A 24,796-nucleotide genomic window follows, 5' to 3' on the forward strand; every position below is an offset into this window, starting at 1 on the left:
GACCTCAACCCAGCCTTGTCGTCCGAATAAAGGGTGATCGCGCGTATGGAGGACATGGAAAGAGCCCCTCGCCTGTCGGAACAGGTGAGGGGCTCCTCAGCGGTGGCGGAGGGATTTGAACCCTCGGAGGGGGGTTACCCCTCACACGCTTTCGAGGCGTGCTCCTTAGGCCGCTCGGACACGCCACCGCTGGTGACTTTACCTGAGCACCCGCCGGATCCTGAAATCGCCTGGAGAGAGGGCTAGGGGCGGTGGGAATCGAAGAAATCGGCGAGGAGAGCGGCGCATTCGGGTTCGAGGACGCCGGCGCGGACCTGGGGGCGGTGATTGAGACGTCGGTCACGGACCACGTCCCAGAGAGAGCCGACGGCACCGGTCTTGGGTTCCCAGGCGCCGAAGACCAGGCGGCCGATACGGGAGAGGACCAGGGCGCCGGCGCACATGGTGCACGGTTCGAGGGTGACGACCAGGGTCGCGCCCTCGAGGCGCCAGCCGTCGCCCAGCACCCGGGCGGCGGCGCGCAGGGCCAGGACCTCGGCGTGGGCGGTCGGATCACCCAGGGCCTCACGGGCATTGGCGGCGCGCGCCAGCTCCCGGCCCTGGGCATCGAAGACGACCGCGCCGACGGGGACATCGCGCGGGTCGGCGGCAGCTGCCGCGGCGATGGCGGCCCGCATCATCGCCTCGTCCGAGGCGAGCGAGCCGATCAACGCGGGAGCTTGTCCAGGACCGCGGAGAATTCGTTGGCGAAGCCGAGGCGCTGGGCGATCATGCCGAGCTGCTCGTCCGGGTACAGGTCGGTCTCGGCGAGGATGACCGCCAGCACCGGCTCGGGCAGGCCGAGATCGGCGAGGACGGCCAGGTCGCCCTCCTCCCAGGGCTCGACGTCGTCGATCTCGTCCGGGTCGATGTCGGGAATCTCGATATTGAGTTCCTCGAGCACGTCGGCCGCGATGTCGTAGTCGATGGCGGCCGTGGCGTCGGACAGCAGGATGCGGCTGCCGGTCGGACCCGGGCGCAGGATGATGAAGAATTCGTCGTCGACATCGAGCAGGCCGAACACCGCGCCGGAACTTCGCAATGCACGCAACTCGTGCTCGGCCGCGGACAGACTGGACAGTGAGGCGTCGCTCAGGGGCGTCACTTTCCAGTTGGCTTCCTCGCGGACAACCGCCACTGCGAACCCTTCCACGTCGTCGAACTCATCCGACGTCGCCCTGTTCGTGCTCGAGCGCTGTGCTGCCATGGCCGCAACGGTAGTCCGCTTCGGGGGAAATGTTGAAGTCGTATGCGAATCTGATCGCATGACGGGCACTCCGAAACCAGCTGTCTGCGTCCTGGGTACCGGTTTGATCGGCGGTTCGGTGCTGCGCGCCGCCGCCGTCGCCGGGTACGAGGCGTTCGGCTACAACCGGTCCGAGGTCGGCGCGAAGGCCGCCCGCTTGGACGGACACGACGTGATCAGCGATGTGGAGGCGGTGCTCACGCGGGCGGCCGATCGCGATGCGCTGGTGGTGATCGGCGTGCCCATGCCCGCCATCGACGCCGTGCTCTCGGATGTGAAGACCTTTGCTCCCGACTGCGTGCTGACCGATGTGGTGAGCGTGAAGGCGCCGGTCGCGGCGGCCGTGCAGCGTCACGAACTGGGCGCCCGCTACGTGGGCGGCCACCCCATGGCCGGGACCAGTGAATCCGGTTGGGCCGCATCCTCTCCCGACCTGTTCAAGAACGCGGCGTGGGCGGTGAGCGTCGATCCGGGCGTACACGCCGACCCCTTCCGGCGTGTCGCGCAGCTCGCGCTGGACTGCGGCGCGGTGGTGGTCCCGGTGCTGGCGGTGGAACACGATCGCGCGGTCGCGCGCATCTCGCACCTGCCCCACGTCCTCGCCGAGGCCCTCGCCATCGAGGGCTCCAACGGTGGCCCGCTGGCCCTCGGACTCGCGGCCGGTTCCTTCCGCGACGGCACCCGCGTCGCCGCCACCGCCCCCGACCTGGTCCGCGCCATCTGCGAACCGAACGCCGCCGCGCTGCTGGACGTGCTCGACGACACCCTCGAGGTCCTCACCCAGGCCCGGGACAGCCTGCGCGCGAACGGCACCATCGCCGAACTCACCGAAGCCGGGCACGACGCCCGCAACGACTACGAGGGCAACGAGCGCTGGGTCATCACCGATGTCCGCCCCGGCGACCACAACTGGCTCACCAAGCTCATCGACGCGGGCCGCTCCGGCGGTGTCCTGACCACCCTGGACTAGGCGCGCCCGGCCCCGGCTAGATCCGTTCGGCCAGGCCGGGGTAGTCGAGCAGGAAGCCGTCCTCGTCGACGGTGACGGTCGCGCTGGAGACGGGCGAGAGCACGTGGATGCCGTCGGGGCCGCTGCTGTAGACGAGGCCGGCTTCCTGCACGAGGAGATCGGGCAGGCGCACGTAGACGACGGGAACCTGCACGTCCTCACTGGCATGGGCCAGCCCGTAGCGGCGGATGGGCAGGGTGTTGAAGAACGGGCTCAGCACCACGTCCACATCCAGCGCGCCGCCGAAGGTGGAGCGCACGTGGGTGTTTCCGGCGTCGATGAGCCAGTAGTTCTCCTCGTCGCGGGCGATGGAGGCGTGGCGTTCGCCCGAAGCGAGGGTGCTGCGCAGCGACAGCCGCTTGGTGACCCCGGATTCGTCGGTGACCAGGTCGTAGGACGCGCTGAAGGCCGGGTGGTCCTCGCAGTCGCCGGCGATGATTCGGCCCGCGGCGCGAATCCGGTTGCCGCTCAGCACCACCCGCACCGACTCCATGCGCGACGCGTTGTGCGCCCGCCAGGTGAGAATGGCCGGCCACCGCGGCGCAGCCGGGTTGGCGTCCTCACTCCCGTTATCCGTCACGCCTATAACCGTAGTTCCCCGCGCCCGCGCACCCGCGATCCCCGGCCGGTATCACCGCCCCGGCGGCACATCGTGATCAACATGCAATGGTGCCGACCGGTTCTCGCTGTTGCGCACGACATCGACTACCGCCCACCCGCCCGAGTCATAGCAAGGGGCTCTGGCCCGGCGGTGGGCAGGGGTGTTGGTCACGGTGGGGGTGCGGGGACTCGAGTAACGTGCTCTGGGGCACGGGGGACTCCGGGGTGAAAGGGACTGTTGTGACGGGCGCGCGGATGGTCGGCCTGTTCGCCGGCATCGGCGGGCTGGAGCTCGGGCTCGCGGCGCACGGATGGCGCAGTGAACTGCTGTGCGAGATCGACTCCGGAGCGCAGGCGGTGCTGGCCGCGCATTTCCCGGACGTGCCACTGCATTCCGATGTGACCAGGCTGCGCGCGCTGCCGTCGGGGACGGAGCTGGTGGCGGCGGGCTTCCCCTGCCAGGATCTGTCGCAGGCCGGGCGGACGGCCGGAATCACCGGGGCCCGTTCGGGTTTGGTGGACGAGGTGTTCCGGCTGGTCAAGCGCAAGAAGGGCCCGCGCTGGCTGCTCATCGAGAATGTGCCGTTCATGCTGCAGCTCGGCGGCGGAGCGGCGATGCGGCACATCACCGCCGCGCTCACCGACCTCGGCTACACCTGGGCCTACCGGGTGGTGGACGCCCGCGCCTTCGGGCTGCCGCAGCGGCGGGAGCGGGTGCTGATGCTGGCCTCCCGCACCGAGGATCCGCGGCCGATCCTGTTCGGCACGGACGCCGGGCCCCGCGAGGTGGGCGACCCGGCGCACGATCCGTGCGGCTTCTACTGGACCGAGGGCACCCGCGGCCTGGGCTGGGCGGTGAATGCCGTGCCCACTCTGAAAGGCGGTTCGGCCCTGGGCATTGCGAGCCCGCCCGCGGTCCGGCTGCCCTCGGGTGAACTGGTCACGCCCGGCATCACCGACGCCGAGCGGCTGCAGGGCTTCGACCGGGATTGGACCACAGCCGCTCTCGCCGTGCCCGGGGTGCGGCCGGGACATCGCTGGAAACTGGTCGGCAATGCGGTGAGCGTGCGCATGGCGTCCTGGATCGCCGAGCGCGTCACCAACCCGTCCGACGACCCGATCCCGGACGGCGCACCGCTGACCCGCCGCAGCTGGCCGACGGCGGCCTGGGGGCATCGCGGCGAGGTGTATCGGGTGCCGGTGTCCACCTGGCCCGTTCACGCGCCGTACGAGGATCTGCGCTGGTTCCTCGACGACTCCCGGCTGCTGTCCGCACGGGCGACCGCGGGCTTCCTGCGTCGCACCCGAATGGGTTCGCTGCGCTTCCCCGAGGGCTTCCTCGACGATGTGGAGAACCATCTCGAGCGCATGGGGGGCGCACCGCGCGAGGCCGCATGACAGCTCCGGGGCACCTTGCCGGCGGTGCCGGGCGCGGCGAGGATGGCCCGATGGCGGATGCGCGACGACCGGGCACCGATGCGGCCACCAGCGCGCGCATGGCCAGGCAGCCGCGCGTGGGGACGAAGCCGGAGCTGGCCCTGCGGCGGGAATTGCATCGGCGCGGAAAACGCTTCTTCGTGGACCGGGCTCCGCTGCCGGGGCTGCGGCGGCGGGCCGATCTCGTGTTCCCGCGGCGGAAGGTGGCGGTCTATGTGGACGGATGCTTCTGGCACAGCTGCCCGCAGCACGCGACACGCCCGAAGAACAATGCCCAGTGGTGGGCCGACAAACTGGCGGGCAATGTGGCGCGCGATCGCGACACCGATGCCCGGCTGGCCGCGGCGGGCTGGACCGTGGTGCGGGTCTGGGAACACGAGGCCGCGGATTCGGCGGCCGACCTGGTGATGCGGGCTTTGGCGCGCGGCGTCTGACATCCGCGCCGGCGCATGGGAGACAATGGTCCTACGACCGGACCAGCCGACCAGTTCGGGCAGATCGGAAGCTGCGGGCAGGGCAGTACGAGTAAGCGAGGCCAGCGAAAGCGAGCGCGGTGATGCCAACCGAGCAGAAACTAGCCGAGGCGGCCCCCGTGGAGGACACCCTCCAGCCGCGATGGCGACGGGTGCTGCGGTGGTTCATCGCGATCTTGATCGCGGTCGCCGGACTCGGCTATTCCTCCTGGGTCCTGGAATTCATCCTCCCGATCCAGAGCAATCCCACCAACACCTTCCTGAGCCAGCTGGCCGAGAAGGGCGCACCGTTCAGCTGGGTGTTCACCACCGGCGACACCGGGTCCGGCGCGCTGCTGGTGGTGGCGGGACTGGGCGGCCTGCTGCTGTTCTCGCGGCGGCGGTACTCCACCATCGGCTGGGCGGCGCTGGCCTGCTTCGGCGCGTCCACCATCGCGGACGCGCAATGGCCCATCGTGCCGGACGATCCGAACGGGCCCAAACGGTATGTGGACACCGGCCTGTTCCCGCAGTTGCATCAGATCCATGCGCTGACCAGCACGCTGGCGGTGTTCTCCATCTACATCGCGATGATCGCGTTCACCGTGGCCGCCTTCAAATACCGGCGCTGGCCGATTCTGCGGCACACCGGACTGTGGATTCTGATCGTCGGTTCGGCGGTGACGGCGTGGATGCTGATCGCCGACAATCTGCCCGGCAACTACGGCCTGGGCATCGCACAGCGCATCCAGGTCGGGGCCATGTCGCTGTGGCTGGTGGCGCTGGCGGTGCAAATCGTTGTGGCCGAACGGGATTCCGGAATCCCGACCCGGCGGCGGCACACCACGGGCTCATCCGGTCACTGACCGCTCCGACTGGGTAGGGTCGGACTCGTGACCAGCGATGCGCAACTCGCCGACACCGCAGCCCTGCTCGACACCGTCGCCGCCGCGACCGAGCGCCTGCTCCCCGCGATCGCCGCCCTCGGCGACGCCGACCTGGTGGAACCCTCACTGCTGCCCGGCTGGACCCGCGGCCACGTGCTCGCCCACCTCTCCCGCAATGCCGACAGCCTGGTCAATCTGCTGCTGTGGGCCCGCACCGGCATCGAAACCCCGCAGTACGCAAGCCAATTCCTCCGCGAGGCCGACATCGAGGCGGGCGCCCCCCGCCCGCTGCGCGACCAGCTCGAGGACTTCACCGCCTCCGCCGAACGGTGGCTGGACCTGGCCCGGGTCATGCCCGCCGACCGCTGGCCCACCCTCGTCCGCAACCGCCAAGGCGGCGAGATCCCCGCCACCCGCATCCCGTGGATGCGCCTGCTGGAAGTCGAGATCCACCACGTGGACCTCGATATCGGCTATACCCCCGCCGACTGGCCGGCCGACTTCGCCGCCCGCCTCCTGGCCCAGTCCATCACCGAGGTCGAGCCCGCCGAAGACACCGGCTTCACGGTCACCGCCACCGATTCCGACTACACCGGCACCGTCGGCGTCCCGACCGCGACCATCACCGGGCCCACCGCCGCCCTCGCCGCCTGGCTGATCGGCCGCTCCCCCGGCACCGACCTCACCGGCGACCTCCCCGACCTCGCCGCCTGGAAGTAACCGGGCGAGTCGGGTTTCCGTGGGGGGGTCGGCGCCCTTCGGTCGCCCCGGTCGTGCCGGAGGTCTGCGAAACCGGTTCCGACAGAAGAGATCTCGACGCTCGCCGCGCCGGCATCGCTCATGCCGATATCGGTCATGTTGATGCCGGTCATCGGGCCAGAATCTCGTCGGCGGTGCGGCGGCCGGATCGGACCGCGTCCCGGCGGGGAGCTTCTGGGTCAGCTGGTCACGCCAGGCGGGCAGCACTCGCTGTGCCTCCAACTGGGGCCGACCACGCAGTGCAGACGCCGGCCTCATGAGCAATGGATGCCTCCGGTCGGCCGCGCGCGTGCGACAAAGGTTGTGATCTTGTTTCACACTGTCGGTGGGGCGTTGTAGCACTGCCCAAGAATGGCGCGGCCATGGTCCAGTGGACCCCTACGAGCACAGGAACACACCACATCACGGCAGTCGCCATGCTTGTTTCCGCACAGGGACCGATACTGGGTCCGCTGGACATCCAGGTGACCACCGCCCCTGCGGCGGGTACCGGTAGCGCCGACTCGATTCCGGTCATCGGCGGCATCCTGAAGACCCTCGGCCTCTAACCGCCGGCGTCACGCAACAAAAGCCAACGGCCTCACACCTTCTGGTGTGAGGCCGCTGACCTGAAGCGCGCCCGGAGAGACTCGAACTCCCAACCTTCTGATCCGTAGTCAGATGCTCTATCCGTTGAGCTACGGGCGCATGGCTATTCAAATGTGCACCCGGCGTACCGGGCGGTGGCGGAGGCGAGAGGATTTGAACCTCCGGTCCCCGTGAAGGGACAACTCATTAGCAGTGAGTCCCATTCGGCCGCTCTGGCACGCCTCCTGGTGCCCCTCTTCGAGGGCGCCGGTTCCTTTCGAACCGCCGGGACAGAAGATTACACAGCGGGTGACCAATAGGCCAAATCGGCTGGTCAGCGTAGGTGCGAGTCGAACCATTCGTAGATTCTGGTTTGCGCGTCGAGGACCGAGACGTCGTCGAGGGCGGCGGGGTCGAAGCCGGGGTGGTCGGGGCGGTGGTGGAGACCGGGGTAGGTGACCACGAGGGTGGCGACGTCGGCGTGGGCGGCAGCCTCGCGCAGGCGGTCGACCTGGTCGGGCGGGGTCAGCGGGTCATCCTCGCCGAAGAGGCCGAGCCAGGGGGCCTGGAAGGCGGGGGCGGCGGTGAGCAGCGCGACGGCCTGCGGGGTGAGCGGGGTTTCGATGCCGGGCGCCGCGACGCTCACGGCCGCGCCGATGCGGCGATTGGTGGCGACCAGGGCGGCGGCGGTGCCGGCCGAGTCGAAGCCGAGCACGCCGATGCAGTCCTGGAAGACGCCGTGTCCGGTGAGCCACTCGAAGCAGGCGTCGAAGGCGGCGAACAGGTCCTCGCCGAAGATCGGGTGGGTGCTGCCGTTGGCGGGGCGGTGGAAGAGGTCGGGGGCCAGGACGGTCCACCCGTCGGCGGCGAGCGCACGCATGAGTTCCAGCAATGGCTCGGTGAATTCACGTGATTCGTGCAACACCACGATGCCGCCGCGCGCATGCCCCTCGGGTTCTAGCACAGTGAGCGGAACCGTGGTCGTGTCGTGCACAGGGGCGAGATCTCGATAGATGCCCGACATAGGGCCACTGTAGTTGCGCTAGGTAAAAACGAGATAAATCTTTCCCAGGGTCCGATATCCCGGAGATATTCCGGCCGAGTCCCATTCGGTCCCACGCGACTCCCGATCGGGCAGACCAGTCGGCACCCCGGAGCGGCCGCGAGCGACCGGGACATAGGGTGGAGGGGTGAGCGCGCACATTCGCCCGGACCTTGATGCCATCCCGGCGTACGTCGCCGGCAAGACGCACCCCGGCGCGGTGAAGCTGGCCAGCAACGAGACCACCTTCCCGCCGCTGCCGTCGGTGACCAAGGCCATTGCCGAGGCGGTCGAGCTGTCGAACCGGTACCCGGACAACCACGCCATCGAATTGCGTGGCGCCCTCGCGGATTTCCTGGGTGTGGAGCTCGAGAACGTGGCGGCCGGCTGCGGCAGCGTGGCGCTGTGCCAGGAGCTGGTGCAGATCACCTGCCGCCATCCCGAGGACGAGGTGCTGTTCGCGTGGCGCTCGTTCGAGGCGTACCCGATCGTCGCCCAGGTGGCGGGCGCCAAGGCGGTGCAGGTGCCGCTGGACGGCGAATTCACCCATGATCTGGACGCTTTGGCGGCGGCCATCACCCCGAACACCCGGGTGGTCTTCGTCTGCAACCCGAACAACCCGACCGGCACCGCCCGCGGCAAGGCGGAGATCGTCGAGTTCCTCGACCGGGTGCCCGCCGACGTGCTGGTGGTGCTGGACGAGGCGTACTTCGAGTACCTGCGGATGCCCGCCGAGGACTTCCCCGATGGCGTCGAGCTGGGCCGGACCCGGCCGAATGTGCTGGTGCTGCGCACGTTTTCGAAGGCGTACGGCCTGGCGGGCCTGCGGGTCGGGTACGCGGTCGGCGCGCCCGAGGTGATCACCGCGCTCATGAAGGTGCACATCCCGTTCAGCGTGAGCCGGGTGGCGCAGGCGGCGGCCATCGCCTCGCTGGAGGCGCGGCACGAACTGCTGGAGCGCACCGATGCCGTTGTGGCCGAACGCGATCGCATGCGGGAGGCGCTGCTTACGGCGGGCTACCGGGTGCCGGTGAGCCACTCCAACTTCGTCTGGCTGCCGCTGGGCGACCGCAGTGCCGAGTACGGCGCGGCGAGCACCGAGGCGGGGGTCATCATCCGGCCCTACGGCGCCGACGGCGTCCGCATCACCGCGGGCGACCCGCACGAGAACGACGCCTTCCTGCGCTTCGCCACAGATCCGGAGATCGTCGCCCGTTTCGTCGGCTGAACGGCCCGCTACCCGATGCCCAGTCCCGCGGCCATGGTCGGCCAGGAGCGGGGCAGTTCGTCGGCCCAGTAGGGCCAGGAGTGCGTTCCGGTGGGCCGGCGGTCGACCGTGGCCGGGATCTCCAATTGCGCCAGCCGGTCGGCCAATTGGCGGGTGCACATGTCGGCGCCCGCCTCGATGGGCCCGCCGAACAGCACGGCATTGCGCAGGTCCGGATTGCCCGGGGTGTCGTGCTCCCCGGGCAGCCCGCTACCGGACGACAGGTAGATCGCCTTGCCGCGCAAGGCTTCCGCTCGGGCCAGCACGTCGTGGTCGGCCCACTGGGGATCGCCGGACGGGCCGAACATATTGTCCGGATCCCCGCCGAACGTCCCGACCACGGCCCGGGCCTGCGCCTGCCCGAAGTCGGAACTCATTGCGTAGCAACCGCTGTGCGCCGCCACCGCGCGATACAGGCCCGGGTTGCGGGTGGCCAGCATCATGGCCGCCTCCGCGCCCATGGAGACGCCCTCCAGGCCGTTCATGCCGTCCCCGCCGAAGCGGGTGTCGATGAGCGGCGGCAGCTCGCGGGTCAGGAAGGTCTCCCAGCGATTGGTGCCGAGCTTGGGATCGCTGCGCTGCCAGTCGGTGTAGTAGCTGGCGGGGCCGCCGAGGGTGAAGACCACATTCACGTTCTTGTCGGCGAAGAAGGGCAGCGCGCCGCCGCGGGCGGTCCAGTTGTTGACATCGGGTGCGGCGCTGCGTCCGTCGAGCATGTAGACGGTCGGACGGGGGCTGTCACGGTGCGCGGGGAGCAGCACCTGCACCTCGACGGTGCGGCCCATGGCCGGGGAGGCGACGAAGACGGCGAGCAGGTTCCCGGCCACGGTCTCGACCCGTTCGATGCGAGCCTGCGCGGGGTGGACCGGATCGAGGCCCGGCGCGGACTCCTCATTGGAGCCGGTCTCCACGGGTGGATCGGTCACGGCGAGTGGGGCGTCGACGGTCGCCGCGCCGGCCAGTAGGGCAGCGCTCGCGAAGGCACCGAACAAGCGACTCGCGATGCGACGGCTGGCCACCCCGCCACATTTACCAGAAACCGTCGGTCAGCGTTCAGCAGACAACGTCGGTCCACATTCGCCGGGAACCGGCACTCCGCGGCGAGCTCGCGTTCCCCACGAGGGAAACCAGATTCGGCAGTCCGCCACCAGCTTTCGCGTGGTGTTGTCGATGGCGGCGATGTGATCGGCGTCGAAGGCGTCCTGCATGCCGGGGGTGTAGGCCGTGATACCCGGGCCGACACCCACCCTCATCCGTCGACGACGTTGACCACGCAGGCGTTATCAGGCTCGAAAGACCTTATCCACCTGCGGGTTCTCAGCGGAAGCGGAGGGATTTGAACCCCCGGTCGCTTTCACGACGCTCGCTTTCAAGGCGAGTGCATTCGGCCGCTCTGCCACGCTTCCAGGCGATCGATCCTAACTGATGGCGTGTGCGGTCTGCCTCCCACTTCCGATTCGGGTGGACCGGTCAGTCGAGATCGGCTGTCGCGCGGGCGCCGGCGCGGTGGTCGGCGGCCAGGTTGACCAGGTCCAGGGCGGCGGCCACGGCGGCCAGCTGCTGCGGGGTGAGCAGGTCCACGAAGAAGCGGCGCACCGCGGCGACATGGCCGGGAGCGGCGGCCCGCAGGCGCCGCAGGCCCTCCTCGGTGAGCTGGGCCAGCACGCCGCGGCCGTCGTCCTCGCAGGCGATGCGGCGGACCATTTGCTGCGCCTCCATGCGGCGGATCTGGTGGGTGAGCCGGCTGCGGGAGGAGAGCACGCCGTCGGCGAGGTCACTCATGCGCAGCGAGCGGCCGGGCGCCTCGGACAGCTTCACCAGGATGCGGTAGTCGGCGAAGGACAGGTCGCAGTCGCGTTGCAGCTGCCGGTTGAGGTCGGCCATGAGCCGCTGGCTGCCGTCCATGTAGGCCCGCCAGGCGCGCTGCTGGTCCGGGGTGAGCCACCGCGGTTCGGCCGCGGCCCGGCCTCCGGACTCGGCCACCGGCTCGTTGTTGTGACGGCGTTTGATCGCTCCTCCTCAGCTCGCGGCCCGGACGAACGCGTTCCCACAGCAGGATGCCTTCCGCTCGGAAGGCCTAAACGCGATAGGTGGAGATCATGGTCCGGCTCAGGTCGTGCAGGCTGGTGCAGCCCGAAAGTCCCATGGCCGCATCGAAATCCGCGAGCAGGCAGCGCAGCGCGTGGCGCACGCCGTCGGCGCCGGCCAGGCCGAGGCCGTACGCCCAGGGGCGGCCGTAGAGGACGGCCTTGGCGCCCAGCGAGAGCGCGATCATGACATCGGAGCCAGTGCGAATGCCGGAGTCGAACAGCACATCCGCGCGATCGCCGACGGTGGCCACGATGGTCGGCAGCGCGTCCAGCGCACCGACCGCCCCGTCCACCTGGCGGCCGCCGTGATTGCTCACCACCACCGCGTCCGCGCCCGCGTCGACCACCTGCCGGGCGTCGTCGGGGTGCAGCACGCCCTTCACCGCGATGGGCAGTTCGGTCCAGTCCCGCAGCCGCGCGATGTCGGCCGGGCGCAGACCGTGGTTGCCGAACAGTCCGATCCAGGTGAGTACGGCGGCCCGCATCGCCTCCTCGCTCTCCTCCGGCGGGGCGCTGAGCTTGGCGCGGAAGACCGGATCGGACAGATAGTTGGCAATGCCCTTGCCCTGCAGGAACGGCAGGTGCCCGAGCTGCAGGTCGCGCGGCCGCCAGCCCAGGCTGGGAGTGTCGGCGGTGACGACGATGGCCTTGGCGCCGGACTCCTCGGCGCGCTCGACGAAGGACCGGGCCAGCTCCATGTCGTTGGGCCAGTACAGCTGATACCACCAGTTGCCCGCCCGCGCCCCGACCTCCTCGATGGTGGAGGAGGCCGCGGTGGACAGGCACATGCCGATGCCCAGTTCCCGGGTGACCTCGGCGACCAGGGTCTCGCCGCGCTCGTGCAGCAACCCCAGCACGCCGATCGGCGCGGTGAGAATCGGTGCGGCCAAATGGGTTCCGAGCACATCCACCGACAGGTCGCGCGCCCCGGGCCCGGTGGCGCCGCGCAGTACGCGCGGCAGCAGCCGGTATCGCTCGAAGGCGGAGAGATTGGCGTGCGCGGTGCGTTCGGTGGACGCACTGCCCGCCACATAAGCGAAGGCCGCCGGATCCAGCACCTCCCGAGCCTTCTCCTCCAGGCCCGCCGCCGTCATGGGTAGCGCCGGGACGATGCCCGCGAGGCCGGAGAGATAGATCTCGTTCTGGAAATCGACGAAACTGCTCATGCCCCGGAACGCTAGTACCTTCCACCCCGGCGTGGAGGGGGTCGAAGTTACTTTCCCCGGGCGTAACCTTTCCGGCCCGGACGTGCCGCGCTATCAGGGTTTACGCAGCGCCCCGGTTCAGCGCTTGCGGATACGGACCAGAGCACGCGGCGCATCGGTCGCGATGAATCCGGACATCGCCATAGCCGCCAGGATGACCATGCCGCCGAGGACGGCCAGGGTGGTGATCATGGAATCTCCTTTCGAATCCCTCCACTCCACGGTGACGGCCGATGCTGAGAAGATGCTGGGCCCACGCCGAGGACGGCCTGACAGTAATCGGTGAGCTCCGGCCGTACGCTCGTTTTCATGTATGCGGTGACGCTCGACGGTTTCGGTGGGCCCGAGGTCATGAAATGGGCGCAGGTGGACGACCTGCCCGCGCCCGGACCGGGCGAGGTTGCGATCGATGTGGTGGCCGCGGGGGTGAATCGCGCCGACCTGCTGCAGCGGCGAGGTTTCTATCCGCCGCCGCCGGGAGCCAGCGAGATTCTGGGCCTCGAAGTGTCCGGGATGGTCGCGGAAGTCGGTCCGGGCGTGCGGGATTGGCGGGCCGGCGATCCGGTGTGCGCGCTGCTGTCCGGCGGCGGCTACGCCGAGCGGGTGGTCGCGCCCGCGACCCAGCTGCTGCCCGTGCCGGAGGGACTGGATGTGGCCGCGGCGGCGGCGCTGCCGGAGGCGGCGGCCACGGTGTGGTCCAACCTGGTGATGACCGCGGGCCTGCACAGCGGGCAGTTGCTGCTGATTCACGGGGGCGGCAGCGGAATCGGCACCCACGCCATCCAGGTGGCGCGGGCGCTGGGCGCGCGGGTCGCGGTCACGGCGGGTTCGCAGTACAAGCTGGACCGGTGCGCGGAATTGGGCGCGACGCTGCTGATCAATTACCGCGAGCACGATTTCGTGACCACGCTGCACAGTGAATATCCGGGCGCGGACATCATTCTCGACAATATGGGCGCGGCGTATCTGGAGCGGAATGTCGAGGCGCTCGCCGAGGACGGGCACCTGGTGGTGATCGGCATGCAGGGCGGGGTCACCGCGGAATTGAATCTGGGCACGCTGCTGGGCAAGCGGGGATCGATTCACGCCACCAATCTGCGGCGGCGCCCCGAGACCGGGCGCGGATCGAAGTCGGAGATCATCACCGAGCTGCGCCGCCACCTGTGGCCGCTCATCTCCGACGGGACCGTCGTGCCGGTGGTGTCGGCGGAGGTGCCGGTCACCGACGCCGCCGAGGCCCACCGCCTGCTGGACTCCGCCGAGACGGTCGGCAAGGTGATCCTGCAGATTCGCGAGCTCTAGGTGTCCAGCGCCACCAGCGCGCGGCCCAGCTGGTCGATCTCGAATTTCGTTGTGTAGGGCGCGAGTCCGATGGTCACGGCGCCGCCTTCGTCATTGACGCCCAGCGCGTCGAGCAGGCGGCTGCCGCCGTGGGAGCCGCTCAGCGTGCCGATGCGGGCATCGGCCAGCTTGGCCGAGACCTTCTCCGCCTGCATGCCCGAGATGGTGAAGCTCACCGTCGGGATGCGGGTGGAGGCCCGGCCGATGACGGTCAGGTTGGGGATGGTGTCGAGCACGGACATCAGGTGCTCGAAGAGATGGTCGTGATAGTCCTGCAGGGACGTGATCGACATTTCCAGGCGCTCGCGCCGGGTGCCCTCGGCGCGCTCGTCGAGCGAGGCCAGGTAGTCGATGGAGGTGGTGAGGCCGGCCAGCAGGGCGTACTGGTGGCCGCCCACCTCGAGCCGTTCCGCGCCCTTGGCATAGGGGTTCAGCGACATGGACGGGATCCGGTCCAGGAACGCAGGATCGCGGAAGACCAGCGCGCCGATCTGCGGACCGCCCCAGGCCGGGGCGCTCAGCGCGATCACGTCGGCATTGAGTTCGTCGATGTCGAGGAGCGCGTAGGGCGCGGCGCCGAAGCAGTCGGCGACCAGCAGCCCGCCGACCTCGTGCACGCGGTCCGCGGCCACCCGCACCGAGGGCGCGGAGCCGACGATGGGTGAGGCGGCGGTCAGCGCCACCAGCCGGGCGGTGGGTCCGATGAGCTCCTCGAACTGCCAGGCCGGCATCTCGCAGGTCTCGATCTCCACTTCCGCCCAGCGCACATGCGCGCCATAGCGATTCGCTATCCGCAGCCACGGCGCCACATTCGCCTCGTCATCCAGACGCGACAGCACGATCCCGGTGCCCAGACCCAGCCGGGAGCTCAGCGATTCGGCCAGCCAGGCCAGCAGCACCGCGCGATCGGGTCCGAGCACCACGCCCGCCGGATCGCCGCCGACGAGATCGGCGACGGCCTCGCGCGCGGCCTCCAGGATCGCGGCGCTGCGCTTGGCGGCGCCGTGCCGATTGCTGTGCGAGAAGGCGGAGGTCCGGAAACCTGTTGAGACGGCCCGGGATACCGAATCCGGGACCAGCATGCCCGCTTGCGGGTCGAGGTGGATCCAGCCGTCGCCCAGGGACGGTATGAGGCCCCGCACCCTTGCGACGTCGTAAGTCATGGTGGCCACTCTAAAGGGAGAGGGCACAACAAGGTAACGGTAGGGAGGGAAGCAACCTACAAGGACCAGGACGACCAGCGCCTACCGTACAAACTGGACGGGCTGTGCTTGTTTTGCCCCTCCGCTTCGCTACGGGGCGGGTTCGCGGCCCCGAGGTCTCGATTCTTCCCTCCTCCGCTCCTCCGCTTCGCTCCCCCGCTCCAAGGCGGAGGTCTATTCCAGCCGCAGTCCAGAATCGAGACGGCCGCGAACCATCTCGACTTGTCCCTTCGTGTCGTTTATTCGGCGTGTTACGAACTTGGGGTGGCGCTTAGCGGGTTCGGGGGAAGTTGGGCAGGATGGGGGCATGACGCAATCGGATGGGGTTCCGGAATCCATCGTCGTGATCGGTCCCGAGGGAAAGCCGCTGTTCATCCCAGCGGCGGCGCAGATCGGCGGGGAGCCGCTGGAGATCACCGGACAGGTTGTCGGTGAGGATCTTTCGGACGGGTCGGGCGACGCGCACGACAAAGAGGAGTCGCTCGCCGACATGGTGGAGCAGCCCGCGAAGGTCATGCGCATCGGCACCATGATCAAGCAGCTGCTCGAGGAGGTCCGGCACGCACCGCTGGACGACGCCTCCCGCACCCGGCTGCGCGAGATCCACCGCACCTCCATCCGCGAGCTGGAAACCGGCCTGGCCCCCGAACTCCGCGAGGAGCTGGAGCGGCTGGCGCTGCCCTTCACCGACGACACCGTCCCCTCCGACGCGGAACTGCGTATTGCCCAGGCCCAGCTGGTGGGCTGGCTGGAGGGCCTGTTCCACGGCATCCAGACCGCGCTGTTCGCTCAGCAGATGGCCGCGCGCGCCCAGCTCGAGCAGATGCGCCAGGCGCTGCCCCCGGGCATGAGCCACGGCGACGCCCGCGGGCAGCAGCATCCGGGCGGCGGCCAGTACCTCTGACGGCGTGGCCGTGGGCACTCCTGCCGCCGAGATGTCCGCGTCGGCGGCAGGTTCTGCGCGCAATGCGATAGCAATTAGATAAGGTCGGGTGCTGTGCCTGCTGCTGCTCCCCCCGACTCGGCGATGACCGACGTGCGCCCGGACAATGAACCGGTGCCGCTCGTGTCGGACTCCCAGTCCTTCGGTCGCGCATTCAAGGATTTCCGCGACGGATTCTCCCAGCGTGAACTGTGGCTGGCGCTGGGCTGGCAGGACATCAAGCAGCGGTACCGGCGCTCGGTGCTGGGTCCGTTCTGGATCACCATCGCCACCGGTTTGCAGGCGGCCGCGATGGGTGTCCTCTACGCCACCCTCTTCGGGCAGTCGCTGAGTTCCTATCTGCCCTATGTGACCGTCGGCTTGATCGTCTGGAATGTGATCAATGCCAGCATTCTCGAGGGCTCGGATGTCTTCATCGCCAATGAGGGCCTGATCAAGCAGCTGCCGTCGGCACTGAGCGTGCACGTGTACCGCCTGGTGTGGCGGCAGTTCCTGTTCTTCGCCCACAACCTGATCATCTACGTGGTGATGGTGGCCGCCTTCAGCATCTGGCGGCACCTGCACTGGTCGGCCCTGCTCGCGATTCCGGGTCTGCTGCTGCTGTTCCTCAACGCCATCTGGGTGACGATCGTGTTCGGCATCTTCAGCACCCGCTACCGCGATCTGGCGCCGATCCTGGGCAGCACCACGCTCATGCTGTTCGTCCTCACCCCGGTCATGTGGAAGACCTCGGCGCTGTCGGGCGCCGCGAGCGATCGCGCCAAGCTGGCCGAGCTCGTCCCCACCTTCCACTATCTGGAGATCGTGCGCGCGCCCCTGCTGGGCGACCCGATCCACCTACGCAGCTGGGTGGTGGTGCTGTCGATCACCATCGTCGGCTGGATAGTCGCGATACTGGCTATGAAGAAGTTCCGTTCCCGAGTCCCCTACTGGGTGTGAAGGCTCAATGACCGACCATGTGAGTATCGAGACCCAGAACGCGTGGGTGGAATTCCCGATCTTCGACGCCAAATCCCGATCGCTGAAGAAGGCGGTGCTCGGTTCGGCCGGCGGCGCCATCGGGCGCAATCAATCCGATGTGGTGGTCGTCGAGGCGCTGCGGGACATCACGCTGTCGCTGAAGGAAGGCGATCGCGTGGGCCTGGTCGGCCACAATGGCGCGGGCAAATCCACACTGCTGCGGCTGCTGTCGGGCATCTACGAACCGACCCGCGGCAGCGCGCGCATCCGCGGGCGGGTGGCTCCGGTCTTCGATCTCGGCGTGGGCATGGACCCGGAGATCTCCGGCTACGACAACATCGTCATTCGCGGCCTGTTCCTCGGGCAGACCCGCAAGCAGATGCTCGCCAAGATCGACGAGATCGCCGAGTTCACCGAATTGGGTGACTATCTGGCGATGCCGCTGCGCACCTACTCGACGGGTATGCGCGTGCGCCTGGCCATGGGCGTGGTCACCTCCATCGATCCGGAGATCCTGCTGCTCGACGAGGGTATCGGCGCGGTCGACGCGGAGTTCATGAAGAAGGCCCGGATCCGGCTGCAGGAATTGGTCTCGCGCTCGGGCATTCTCGTCTTCGCCAGCCACTCCAATGAATTCCTGGCCCAGCTGTGCGATTCCGCGATGTGGATCGATCACGGGCAGATTCGCATGCAGGGCGGCATCGAGGATGTCGTGCGCGCCTACGAGGGCCCGGAGGCGGGTGATCACGTGGCGCAGGTGCTGCGGGATCTGGAACGTGAACGTGAACCGGAACGGAATCCCGCATGAGTGAACAGTCCACCCCCGTGTACGGCGATGATGCGCGCATCGTCGCCATCGTGGTCACCCATAAACGCCGGGAGCAGCTGGCCGAGTCGCTGAAGGTGCTGGGCAGCCAGACCCGGCAGATCGACCACCTGATCGTGGTGGACAACGGCAATGAGGCCGAGGTCGGCGAGCTGGTGAAGCAGCAGCCCATGGAAACCACCTACGTCGGTTCGGAACACAATCTGGGCGGCGCGGGCGGGTTCGCGCTCGGCATGCTGCACGCGCTCACCATGGGCGCGGACTGGGTGTGGCTGGCCGATGACGACGGCCGCCCCGAGGGACCGGACGTGCTCGCCAAGCTGTTCGATTGCGCCAAGCGGCACGAGCTGGTCGAGGTGTCGCCGGTGGTGGCCGATATCGACGACCCGGATCGGCTGGCCTTCCCGCTGCGCCGGGGTGTGGTGTGGCGGCGGCTGCGGTCGGAGCTGGGTGACGAGGACTTCCTACCCGGGATCGCCTCGCTGTTCAACGGTGCGCTGATCTCGGCCGAGGCCGTGGACAAGATCGGCGTGCCGGATCTGCGGCTGTTCGTGCGCGGCGACGAGGTGGAGGTGCACCGGCGGCTGGTGCGCTCGGGGCTGCCGTTCGGCACCTGCCTGCAGACCGCGTACCTGCACCCGAACGGGTCGGCCGAGTTCAAGCCGATCCTGGGCGGGCGCATGCACACCCAGTACCCGGACGATCCGATCAAGCGGCACTTCACCTACCGCAACCGCGGCTACCTGATGGCGCAGCCCGGCATGCGAAAACTGTTGCCGCAGGAGGTCGCCCGATTCGGATGGTTCTTCCTGGTCCAGCAGAAGGATCCGGCCGGGCTGATGGAGTGGCTGCGCCTGCAGCGGATGGGCCGTCGCGAGCAGTTCGACAAGCCGAAATCCTGACCGGAAAATACGTTGCGCCGACGGGGACAGCCTGACAAGGTTGTCCCCGTTCTTGTTCGGCGCGGTCACCACGGTGACGGCATGAGGAGAGATGGGAGGTGGAGTTACGTGACGACGGCAGTGCGGATTGCCGTGCCCGGGCGAGTGTTCGCCCTGCACGCATCCACCTCGAATTCCTCTCGCTGAGTCCGTGATCCGGGCTCGGCCCGTCAAAGGACTCCACACATGGCTTCGGTCGATTTCGACCTGCTCGTTCCCTATGGCTGGAACGCCGCCCTCGCCGCCGACTACCGGCCGCTGCTGGGTGACGATCTGATTCCGGCCCGCGTGATCCGCATGGATCGCAGTGAATGCGATATCGCCGCACCCCTTCCCACCGCCGACTACCGGAGCCGCCTGACGGCCGCGGTGGTGCGGGCCCGGCTCCCCCGCTCGGATTCCGAGGTCAGCGGGCTGTGCACCGGCGACTGGGTGGCCATCGACGCCGGGCGCACGGTGCGGGCCCTGCTGCCACGCCGCACCGCCATCGTCCGGGCCGCCGTGTCCGGGCAGCCCGATGCCCGCGCGAAATCGGCCGATCAGGTGCTGGCCGCGAATGTGGACACCGTGCTGGTGTGCACCGCCGGCGACGGGGATGTCGATCTCGGGCGCATCGAGCGGCTGCTCGCGCTGGCCTGGGAATCCGGTGCCCAGCCGACCGTGGTGCTCACCAAAGCCGATCTGGCGCACGATATTCCGATCGAGGACGTCCGAGCCGCCGCGCCGGGCGTCACCGTGGTGGCGGTCAGCGCCACCGGTGGTGTCGGCATCGAGGTGCTGGCCTCGCTGCTCTCCGGCACGGTCGCATTGATCGGGCCCTCGGGCGCGGGCAAATCCACCCTCGCCAACGCGCTGCTCGGCGCGGAAGTCTTCGCCACCAACGCGGTTCGCGAGGGCGACAAGCGCGGCCGCCACACCACCGTGCACCGCGAACTGCGGCCACTGCCCGGCGGCGGCACCCTCATCGATACCCCGGGGTTGCGGTCGGTCGGGCTCTGGGATGCCGCCGAGGGGCTCGGGCGGACCTTCAGCGATATCGAATCCCTGTCCGGGCAATGCCGTTTCACCGACTGCTCGCACGAGAGCGAGCCGGGGTGCGCGGTGCTGGCGGCCATCGAATCCGGCGCGCTGCCCCGGCGTCGCCTGGACAGCTACCGCAAGCTGAGCCGCGAGAACGAATGGCTGGCCGCCCGCAGCGACGCGCGCATGCGCGCCGAGCGGGCGAAGGTGTGGAAGCAGATCAACAAGGACCAGCGCCGCATGTACAAGGAGCGCGGCGGCAAGCAGCGCTGACCGGATCAGTAGGTTTGGTGGCATGAGTGCCGACCCCATCCCGGAGCGCGGTCCCGTGGCCGTGCGGCGGTGGGTCGCGGGTCGGCTGCGGGCGCTGCCGGGGACCATCGGCTATTTGCTGGTCGGCGGCGCTACCGGCGTGGCGGCCACATTCGCCACGGTCGGTTTGCTCGTGGTGGCGGCCACCAGCCTCGGCGGAGTGGGCATTCCGGCGATTCCCGAATACCTGCGGCTGATCCGCCCGCTGACCGAGTTCGAACGGCGGCGGGCGGGCAAGCGGCTGGGCGCGCCGATCGTGGTGACCTACCGGCCGATGACCGGCGGGCTGCGGCAACGGCTGGCCGGCGCCTTCCGGGATCCGGCGAACGGCCGGGATATCGCATGGCTGTGCGTGCACGGGGTACCCGGCATGGTGGTGGCGTTGTTCTCGATCGGACTGCCGTGGGGTGTGCTGAATCAGCTGGCGATTCCGGTGTATTGGCAGCTCGTGCCGCCGGGCACCGTCGACAGCTTCGGCTTCGTGGTCGATTCCTGGCCGCTGGCCGGGCTCAGCGCCCTCATCGCGATCCCCCTGGCGGCCCTGGTGCTCCGGCTGCCCACGGTGGCCCGCTGGCAGGCGCTGCTGGCACGGACGCTGCTCGGTCCGGCGCCGGGCACCGAGCTCGCGGTGCGGGTGGCGGAGCTGACCGCCACCCGGGCCGCCGCGCTCGACGCGCACGGGGCGGAACTGCGGCGCATCGAACGCGATCTGCACGATGGCGCGCAGGCGCGGATCGCGGCGGTCATCATGCAGCTCGGGCTGGCCGACCAACTGCGCGAACGGGATCCGGCCGCATCGTCCGACCTGGTACGCAAGGCGCAGGACACCGCCGAGGCCGCGTTGGCCGAACTCCGAGACGTGGTGCGGACGGTGTATCCGCCGGTGCTCGCGGATCGTGGTCTGGCGAGCGCGATTTCGGCGCTGGCCGCGCGCTCCCCGATTCCCGTCGAACTCGCTCTCGGCGGTACTGTCACGCTGCGCGCGGGTACGACCGAGGTAGCGAATTCGAGCAGATCGGGACCACGGTGGCCCGCGGCCGTCGAGGCGGCCGCGTATTTCGTCATCTCCGAGACGATCACCAATGCGACCAAACATTCCGGGGCCGAACATCTTCGGGTTACCCTCGGAGGCGATGCCGGGCTGCTGGCCGTCGAGGTCCTGGACGACGGGGTCGGTGGGGCGCGGGAGACCGAGGGCGGCGGGCTGGCCGGGATCCGGCGGCGGGCCGAGGCGCTGGACGGGCGGATGCTGCTCAGCAGTCCGGCGGGCGGTCCTACTGTGGTGCGGGTGGAGCTGCCGTGCGGGTCGTGATCGCCGAGGATGATGCCCTGCTGCGGGAGGGGCTGGCGCTGCTGTTGCAGACGGCGGGGATCGAGGTGGTCGCCGCGGTCGACAATGCGGACGATTTTCTCGCGGTGGTGACCGCCGATCGGCCCGATGCCGTGGTCGTGGATGTGCGGCTGCCGCCCACCTTCACCGATGACGGATTGCGAGCCGCGGTGCGGGCCCGCGAGATTCACCCAGGCCTGCCGGTGCTGGTGCTCTCGGCCTGGGTCGAGGACAGCTATGCCGCCGAACTGCTCGGCGATGGGGCGGGCGGGATCGGATACCTGCTCAAGGAGCGGGTCGGGAAGGTGGATCGGTTCCTGGACTCGCTGCGGCGGGTCGCCGAGGGTGGGACCGCCATGGATCCGGAAGTGATCTCGCAGCTGCTGGTGCGGCGCAAGACCGACGATCCACTGGCCGCGCTGACCCCGCGGGAACGCGAGGTGCTGGCACTCATGGCCGAGGGGCTCGACAATGCGACCATTGCCGAGCGCCTCGTGGTCACCGAAGGTGCTGTGCTCAAACACATTCGGAGCATCTTCGCCAAGCTGGGGCTGTTCGCCGACGAGGTGGGCCACCGGCGGGTGCTGGCCGTGCTCACCTACCTGAATGCCGGATGATCACTCGTCGCGACAGGTGAGGTCGGCGGCGGGCAGGGTGCCTTCGGCCAGATAGGCGTTCACGGCGTCGTACACGCAGGAATTCGGGTAGCGGCCGAGGATCGAGTGGATGGCGACGTCCTGCAACGTGACCATGCGAGAGCCGGTGAGCGCCCGGTGCATGGCGAGCGCACCGCCGTAGTTGGTGCGGGTGTCGCCGGTGGCCTGAATGATCAGATTCGGCACCGAATTGCCGAGCGCGGTGGGGGATTCGGCGGGCGGGGCCCAGAACGCGCACGGCGTGATGTTGTTCGCCATCGCGCCGAAGACCGGCTGGGTGGCGCGGGAGGCTTCGATATTGCGCCGGTACCAGTCGGGGTCGCGGGGTGCGCCGACATCTCCGCAGAGGATGGCCATCTGGGGTGACATATCGCGCGGCTGCGCGCGCAGCATCATGGCCAGCTTGCCCGCCAGATCCTCGTCCGGCCGCACCGGTTTCCCGTCGGCGGCGTCGGCCAGCTCCCGGATCTGCTGCGCGGCAAGACCGTAGTCGTGCGGTGAATTGAAGGCGATGTACAGCACCAATGGCAGGGAATGCGCGTCGACGTCGTAGTCGCCGATCCGGATCGGCTGGGCGGCAGCGTGTTCGATCAGCCGCTCGACCAGGCCACGCACGGCCGCGCCGGTGGTGCCGAGGTGATATTCGTCGTCGCGCTGCGCGGTCCAGGCCGCCCAGGCATCCAGTGCGGCCTCGTTGGGCGAGCCCATGTCCTGCACCATGCCGACCGCACCGTAGCGGTCCGGGTCCACGCTGCCGTCCAGCACCATTCGGTCGGAACGATCCGGGAACATCTGCATGTACACCGCACCCAGGTAGGTGCCGTAGGAGGTGCCCACATAGCTGATCTTGGTTTCGCCGAGCACCGTACGAATCACGTCCATGTCCCGAGCGGTATTGCGAGTCGTGAAGTGCGGCAGGCGATCTCCTTCCGCCGTGGCGCAGCGCGCCGCCAGATCGGCTTGGTCGGCGACGGATTCGGCGAACCCCTCGGCATCGATACCGGCGAACTGCAGGCCGAAACCGTGCGGCCAGTGGCAGTTCACCGCCGAGGAGCGGCCGACACCGCGCGGGTCCATCCCGATCAGGTCGTAGCGGGCGCGGACCTCGGGAGTCATGGCCTTGCTCGTCTCCACGAAGTAGTCCAGGCCCGCGCCGCCGGGACCGCCCGGGTTGGACAATATGACACCGCGCCGCTGGGCCGGATCGGTGGCGGGGATGCGCGAGATGGCGACGGTGATCGTGCGGCCTTGCGGCTCGGCATAATTCAGCGGCACGGTGACATCGGCACACTGCGCGCCCATCTCGTCCAGGCCCGGCGCATCGCAGGACTTCCAGGTGAGCGTCTGGTGGTAGTAGCTGTCCAAGGGCTCGGCCGCGGTGGCGCGATCGCAGATGGCGGCATCGAACAGCTTCGACACCGCGTCGGAGCCGGCATCATCGGCCGCGAGCTGATTGACGGTCACCACGACGGCGGTGCCGTCGGAGGCCACGCCATTGCGGGTGCCGAAGCCGGGAATGCTGCCGCCGTGACCCCACACCTGCTTGCCGCAGGAGACCGGGTGGTGGATCAGGCCGAGTCCGTAGCCGGACCCGGGTTCGCCACGGTCCCAGGGGACGGTCTGTTTCATCTCGTCCAAGAGGGCCGCGGGCAGCAGTTTCCCGGCGAGCAGGGCGGTGAAGAATCGGTTCAGGTCGGCGGGGGTGGCGACCATCGCGCCCGCGGTGTCGGCCCAGGACGGGTCCAGATCGGTGAAATCGATACGCTTGCCGTCGGTTTCCTGATACCCCCGCGAATGCGGGCCCCGGATGCCGGTCTCCCGCGCGTCCGGGAAGTAGGTGTCGCGCAGACCCAGCGGTTCCAGGATGCGGCTGCCGATCTCGGCGGCCGCCGGGCGACCGGTGACCTTTTCGATCAGCATGCCCAGCACGATGTAGTTGGTGTTGGTGTAGACCGAGCGCGCGCCGGGCTCGAAGCGCGGCGGCATCGACATGGCGATGCGCACCAGGTCCGCGGGTTCGTAATGGCCCCAGCGGATTCCCTCGGTGTCGGCCGTCAGCTGCAGGGAGCCGGGCACGGGGGTCGGGTCGGGTCGGCCACCCGCCAGGTAGTCGGGCAGGCCGCTGGTGTGCTGCAGCAGCTGACGGACCGTGACGCGGTTGCCGTCATTGCCATTGCCCCGCACCACGCCCGGCAGGTAGCGCTCGATCGGGGCGTCCAGTTCGACCTTGCCCTCGCCGGCCAGTTGCAGCACCACGGTGGCGACGAAGGTCTTGGTATTGCTGCCGATCCGGACCCGGGCATTGTCGGGGATGGGTGCGCCGGTCTCCAGGTCGCCGGCGCCGGCGGTGAGGACGTGATGGCCGTCGGGGCCGTCGATGACGACCTGGGCGCCCGGGAAGCCGCTGCGGATCACGGTGTCGAGGGCCTGCGTGACGGTGCGGTACAGCTCCTTGCGCGCCGGCTCACCACTTCCGGATTCGGTGCCGCACGCCTGGGCCGCGAGTACCGCCAGCACTCCGAAACCGGCCAGCACGACTCGGCCGCGCGGCCGCCGCAATGCGCTCATGGAAGGCATTCCTCCTGTTCAGGCCGGGTTCTCCGGCCTGTTCGAGCCTAGGAACGCGGGGGCCGGCGGCCCATGCCCCGCGCACCCCGGATCGAGG

At 69.1% G+C, this 24,796-nt stretch carries 24 protein-coding genes, 4 tRNA genes and 1 pseudogene; 15 read left to right on the plus strand and 14 right to left on the minus strand.

Annotation, left to right across the window (positions count from 1 at the left end; translation table 11 throughout):
• Positions 1-100 precede the first annotated feature (100 nt).
• From ACFXN1_RS37505 to ACFXN1_RS37515, 3 genes are all read right to left on the minus strand, one after another.
• Positions 101-188: transfer RNA gene (locus tag ACFXN1_RS37505), tRNA-Ser, on the minus strand.
• Positions 189-242: 54 nt separating this feature from the next.
• Positions 243-680: a nucleoside deaminase gene (locus ACFXN1_RS37510; RefSeq protein ID WP_364624918.1), complete on the minus strand. Its 438-nt coding sequence runs from the start codon at positions 678-680 to the stop codon at positions 243-245.
• A gap of 26 nt (positions 681-706) precedes the next feature.
• Entirely contained in the window at positions 707-1,246 is a 540-nt protein-coding gene (locus tag ACFXN1_RS37515) for a tRNA adenosine deaminase-associated protein (protein WP_379437215.1), read from the minus strand.
• 58 nt (positions 1,247-1,304) lie between these two features.
• Between ACFXN1_RS37515 and ACFXN1_RS37520 the strand changes: the two genes are divergently transcribed.
• Entirely contained in the window at positions 1,305-2,255 is a 951-nt protein-coding gene (locus tag ACFXN1_RS37520; protein WP_379437216.1) for a prephenate dehydrogenase, read from the plus strand.
• Between the two features lie 16 nt (positions 2,256-2,271).
• Here the strand turns inward: ACFXN1_RS37520 and ACFXN1_RS37525 are convergent, their stop codons facing one another.
• Entirely contained in the window at positions 2,272-2,874 is a 603-nt protein-coding gene (locus tag ACFXN1_RS37525; protein ID WP_354838690.1) for a putative glycolipid-binding domain-containing protein, read from the minus strand.
• A 275-nt stretch (positions 2,875-3,149) separates the two neighbouring features.
• On the opposite strand from ACFXN1_RS37525, the gene ACFXN1_RS37530 reads away from it, so the two are divergent.
• The 5 genes from ACFXN1_RS37530 to ACFXN1_RS37550 all read left to right on the plus strand — a co-directional run bounded on the left by ACFXN1_RS37530 (position 3,150) and on the right by ACFXN1_RS37550 (position 6,977).
• Positions 3,150-4,292, plus strand: a complete 1,143-nt coding sequence (locus ACFXN1_RS37530; protein ID WP_379393608.1) for a DNA cytosine methyltransferase — start codon at positions 3,150-3,152, stop codon at positions 4,290-4,292.
• A 50-nt stretch (positions 4,293-4,342) separates the two neighbouring features.
• Positions 4,343-4,765, plus strand: coding sequence for a very short patch repair endonuclease (locus ACFXN1_RS37535; protein WP_379437218.1), 423 nt, complete (start codon positions 4,343-4,345; stop codon positions 4,763-4,765).
• A 122-nt stretch (positions 4,766-4,887) separates the two neighbouring features.
• Positions 4,888-5,649, plus strand: a complete 762-nt coding sequence (locus tag ACFXN1_RS37540; RefSeq protein ID WP_379437219.1) for a DUF998 domain-containing protein — start codon at positions 4,888-4,890, stop codon at positions 5,647-5,649.
• A 27-nt stretch (positions 5,650-5,676) separates the two neighbouring features.
• Positions 5,677-6,390: a maleylpyruvate isomerase family mycothiol-dependent enzyme gene (locus ACFXN1_RS37545; RefSeq protein ID WP_379437221.1), complete on the plus strand. Its 714-nt coding sequence runs from the start codon at positions 5,677-5,679 to the stop codon at positions 6,388-6,390.
• 455 nt (positions 6,391-6,845) lie between these two features.
• Entirely contained in the window at positions 6,846-6,977 is a 132-nt protein-coding gene (locus ACFXN1_RS37550; protein ID WP_379437223.1) for a hypothetical protein, read from the plus strand.
• Between the two features lie 66 nt (positions 6,978-7,043).
• On the opposite strand, the gene ACFXN1_RS37555 is transcribed toward ACFXN1_RS37550, so the two are convergent.
• The 3 genes from ACFXN1_RS37555 to ACFXN1_RS37565 all read right to left on the minus strand — a co-directional run bounded on the left by ACFXN1_RS37555 (position 7,044) and on the right by ACFXN1_RS37565 (position 8,020).
• Positions 7,044-7,116, minus strand: a tRNA-Arg gene (locus ACFXN1_RS37555).
• A 36-nt stretch (positions 7,117-7,152) separates the two neighbouring features.
• Positions 7,153-7,242, minus strand: a tRNA-Ser gene (locus ACFXN1_RS37560).
• A gap of 88 nt (positions 7,243-7,330) precedes the next feature.
• Positions 7,331-8,020, minus strand: a complete 690-nt coding sequence (locus ACFXN1_RS37565; protein WP_379393182.1) for a dienelactone hydrolase family protein — start codon at positions 8,018-8,020, stop codon at positions 7,331-7,333.
• Positions 8,021-8,186: 166 nt separating this feature from the next.
• Here ACFXN1_RS37565 and hisC point away from each other — a divergent pair, with 166 nt between their 5' ends.
• Positions 8,187-9,266: a histidinol-phosphate transaminase gene (hisC, locus tag ACFXN1_RS37570; protein WP_379437224.1), complete on the plus strand. Its 1,080-nt coding sequence runs from the start codon at positions 8,187-8,189 to the stop codon at positions 9,264-9,266.
• A gap of 8 nt (positions 9,267-9,274) precedes the next feature.
• On the opposite strand, the gene ACFXN1_RS37575 is transcribed toward hisC, so the two are convergent.
• The 5 genes and pseudogenes from ACFXN1_RS37575 to ACFXN1_RS37595 all read right to left on the minus strand — a co-directional run bounded on the left by ACFXN1_RS37575 (position 9,275) and on the right by ACFXN1_RS37595 (position 12,561).
• The gene (locus tag ACFXN1_RS37575) at positions 9,275-10,324 is read right to left on the minus strand and encodes an alpha/beta hydrolase (RefSeq protein ID WP_379437226.1); all 1,050 of its coding nucleotides are present in this window, start codon (positions 10,322-10,324) and stop codon (positions 9,275-9,277) included.
• 120 nt (positions 10,325-10,444) lie between these two features.
• A pseudogene (locus ACFXN1_RS37580) lies at positions 10,445-10,549 on the minus strand (HoxN/HupN/NixA family nickel/cobalt transporter); the annotation flags it as partial.
• Positions 10,550-10,626: 77 nt separating this feature from the next.
• Positions 10,627-10,711, minus strand: a tRNA-Ser gene (locus ACFXN1_RS37585).
• Between the two features lie 64 nt (positions 10,712-10,775).
• Entirely contained in the window at positions 10,776-11,210 is a 435-nt protein-coding gene (locus ACFXN1_RS37590) for a MarR family winged helix-turn-helix transcriptional regulator (protein ID WP_379387693.1), read from the minus strand.
• A 172-nt stretch (positions 11,211-11,382) separates the two neighbouring features.
• Positions 11,383-12,561 carry a lactate 2-monooxygenase gene (locus ACFXN1_RS37595; RefSeq protein ID WP_379437227.1) on the minus strand — a complete coding sequence of 393 codons (1,179 nt, stop codon included), beginning with the start codon at positions 12,559-12,561 and terminating at the stop codon, positions 11,383-11,385.
• Positions 12,562-12,909: 348 nt separating this feature from the next.
• On the opposite strand from ACFXN1_RS37595, the gene ACFXN1_RS37600 reads away from it, so the two are divergent.
• Positions 12,910-13,902 carry an NAD(P)H-quinone oxidoreductase gene (locus ACFXN1_RS37600; protein ID WP_379437228.1) on the plus strand — a complete coding sequence of 331 codons (993 nt, stop codon included), beginning with the start codon at positions 12,910-12,912 and terminating at the stop codon, positions 13,900-13,902.
• On the opposite strand, the gene ACFXN1_RS37605 is transcribed toward ACFXN1_RS37600, so the two are convergent.
• Positions 13,899-15,104, minus strand: coding sequence for a cysteine desulfurase-like protein (locus ACFXN1_RS37605; RefSeq protein WP_379393172.1), 1,206 nt, complete (start codon positions 15,102-15,104; stop codon positions 13,899-13,901). The two genes, ACFXN1_RS37600 and ACFXN1_RS37605, sit on opposite strands and share 4 nt — an antisense overlap.
• A 346-nt stretch (positions 15,105-15,450) precedes the next feature.
• On the opposite strand from ACFXN1_RS37605, the gene ACFXN1_RS37610 reads away from it, so the two are divergent.
• The 7 genes from ACFXN1_RS37610 to ACFXN1_RS37640 all read left to right on the plus strand — a co-directional run bounded on the left by ACFXN1_RS37610 (position 15,451) and on the right by ACFXN1_RS37640 (position 22,092).
• A complete protein-coding gene (locus ACFXN1_RS37610) occupies positions 15,451-16,047 on the plus strand; it encodes a bacterial proteasome activator family protein (RefSeq protein ID WP_379393170.1) in 597 nt (198 codons plus the stop codon).
• 123 nt (positions 16,048-16,170) lie between these two features.
• On the plus strand, positions 16,171-17,025 hold the full coding sequence (locus tag ACFXN1_RS37615; protein ID WP_379438684.1) for an ABC transporter permease: 855 nt from the start codon (positions 16,171-16,173) through the stop codon (positions 17,023-17,025).
• A 7-nt stretch (positions 17,026-17,032) separates the two neighbouring features.
• Entirely contained in the window at positions 17,033-17,854 is an 822-nt protein-coding gene (locus tag ACFXN1_RS37620; protein WP_364624829.1) for an ABC transporter ATP-binding protein, read from the plus strand.
• Positions 17,851-18,774 carry a glycosyltransferase gene (locus ACFXN1_RS37625; protein ID WP_379393166.1) on the plus strand — a complete coding sequence of 308 codons (924 nt, stop codon included), beginning with the start codon at positions 17,851-17,853 and terminating at the stop codon, positions 18,772-18,774. The genes ACFXN1_RS37620 and ACFXN1_RS37625 overlap by 4 nt, the downstream gene beginning before the upstream one ends.
• Before the next feature lie 225 nt (positions 18,775-18,999).
• Positions 19,000-20,106 (plus strand): ribosome small subunit-dependent GTPase A, encoded by a 1,107-nt coding sequence (rsgA, locus tag ACFXN1_RS37630; RefSeq protein WP_379438682.1) that lies wholly within the window; start codon positions 19,000-19,002, stop codon positions 20,104-20,106.
• A gap of 22 nt (positions 20,107-20,128) precedes the next feature.
• On the plus strand, positions 20,129-21,457 hold the full coding sequence (locus ACFXN1_RS37635; RefSeq protein WP_379438680.1) for a sensor histidine kinase: 1,329 nt from the start codon (positions 20,129-20,131) through the stop codon (positions 21,455-21,457).
• On the plus strand, positions 21,445-22,092 hold the full coding sequence (locus ACFXN1_RS37640; RefSeq protein WP_379393160.1) for a response regulator: 648 nt from the start codon (positions 21,445-21,447) through the stop codon (positions 22,090-22,092). The genes ACFXN1_RS37635 and ACFXN1_RS37640 overlap by 13 nt, the downstream gene beginning before the upstream one ends.
• On the opposite strand, the gene ACFXN1_RS37645 is transcribed toward ACFXN1_RS37640, so the two are convergent.
• Entirely contained in the window at positions 22,093-24,699 is a 2,607-nt protein-coding gene (locus ACFXN1_RS37645) for an alpha/beta fold hydrolase (protein ID WP_379438679.1), read from the minus strand.
• Positions 24,700-24,796 lie beyond the last annotated feature (97 nt).

Origin of the sequence: Nocardia sp. NPDC059154 (assembly GCF_042755705.1) — a bacterium.
Classification (GTDB): Bacteria; Actinomycetota; Actinomycetes; order Mycobacteriales; family Mycobacteriaceae; genus Nocardia.

Excerpts from the sequence above, each read along its gene's own strand:
- ACFXN1_RS37510 (WP_364624918.1), bottom strand. The coding sequence starts at position 680 with ATGATGCGGGCCGCCATCGCCGCGGCAGCTGCCGCCGACCCGCGCGAT.
- ACFXN1_RS37515 (WP_379437215.1), bottom strand. The coding sequence starts at position 1,246 with ATGGCAGCACAGCGCTCGAGCACGAACAGGGCGACGTCGGATGAGTTC.
- ACFXN1_RS37520 (WP_379437216.1), top strand. The coding sequence starts at position 1,305 with ATGACGGGCACTCCGAAACCAGCTGTCTGCGTCCTGGGTACCGGTTTG.
- ACFXN1_RS37530 (WP_379393608.1), top strand. The coding sequence starts at position 3,150 with ATGGTCGGCCTGTTCGCCGGCATCGGCGGGCTGGAGCTCGGGCTCGCG.
- ACFXN1_RS37535 (WP_379437218.1), top strand. The coding sequence starts at position 4,343 with ATGGCGGATGCGCGACGACCGGGCACCGATGCGGCCACCAGCGCGCGC.
- ACFXN1_RS37540 (WP_379437219.1), top strand. The coding sequence starts at position 4,888 with ATGCCAACCGAGCAGAAACTAGCCGAGGCGGCCCCCGTGGAGGACACC.
- ACFXN1_RS37550 (WP_379437223.1), top strand. The coding sequence starts at position 6,846 with ATGCTTGTTTCCGCACAGGGACCGATACTGGGTCCGCTGGACATCCAG.
- ACFXN1_RS37565 (WP_379393182.1), bottom strand. The coding sequence starts at position 8,020 with ATGTCGGGCATCTATCGAGATCTCGCCCCTGTGCACGACACGACCACG.
- ACFXN1_RS37590 (WP_379387693.1), bottom strand. The coding sequence starts at position 11,210 with ATGGACGGCAGCCAGCGGCTCATGGCCGACCTCAACCGGCAGCTGCAA.
- ACFXN1_RS37595 (WP_379437227.1), bottom strand. The coding sequence starts at position 12,561 with ATGAGCAGTTTCGTCGATTTCCAGAACGAGATCTATCTCTCCGGCCTC.
- ACFXN1_RS37600 (WP_379437228.1), top strand. The coding sequence starts at position 12,910 with ATGTATGCGGTGACGCTCGACGGTTTCGGTGGGCCCGAGGTCATGAAA.
- ACFXN1_RS37605 (WP_379393172.1), bottom strand. The coding sequence starts at position 15,104 with ATGACTTACGACGTCGCAAGGGTGCGGGGCCTCATACCGTCCCTGGGC.
- ACFXN1_RS37610 (WP_379393170.1), top strand. The coding sequence starts at position 15,451 with ATGACGCAATCGGATGGGGTTCCGGAATCCATCGTCGTGATCGGTCCC.
- ACFXN1_RS37615 (WP_379438684.1), top strand. The coding sequence starts at position 16,171 with ATGACCGACGTGCGCCCGGACAATGAACCGGTGCCGCTCGTGTCGGAC.
- ACFXN1_RS37620 (WP_364624829.1), top strand. The coding sequence starts at position 17,033 with ATGACCGACCATGTGAGTATCGAGACCCAGAACGCGTGGGTGGAATTC.
- ACFXN1_RS37625 (WP_379393166.1), top strand. The coding sequence starts at position 17,851 with ATGAGTGAACAGTCCACCCCCGTGTACGGCGATGATGCGCGCATCGTC.
- rsgA (WP_379438682.1), top strand. The coding sequence starts at position 19,000 with ATGGCTTCGGTCGATTTCGACCTGCTCGTTCCCTATGGCTGGAACGCC.
- ACFXN1_RS37635 (WP_379438680.1), top strand. The coding sequence starts at position 20,129 with ATGAGTGCCGACCCCATCCCGGAGCGCGGTCCCGTGGCCGTGCGGCGG.
- ACFXN1_RS37645 (WP_379438679.1), bottom strand. The coding sequence starts at position 24,699 with ATGAGCGCATTGCGGCGGCCGCGCGGCCGAGTCGTGCTGGCCGGTTTC.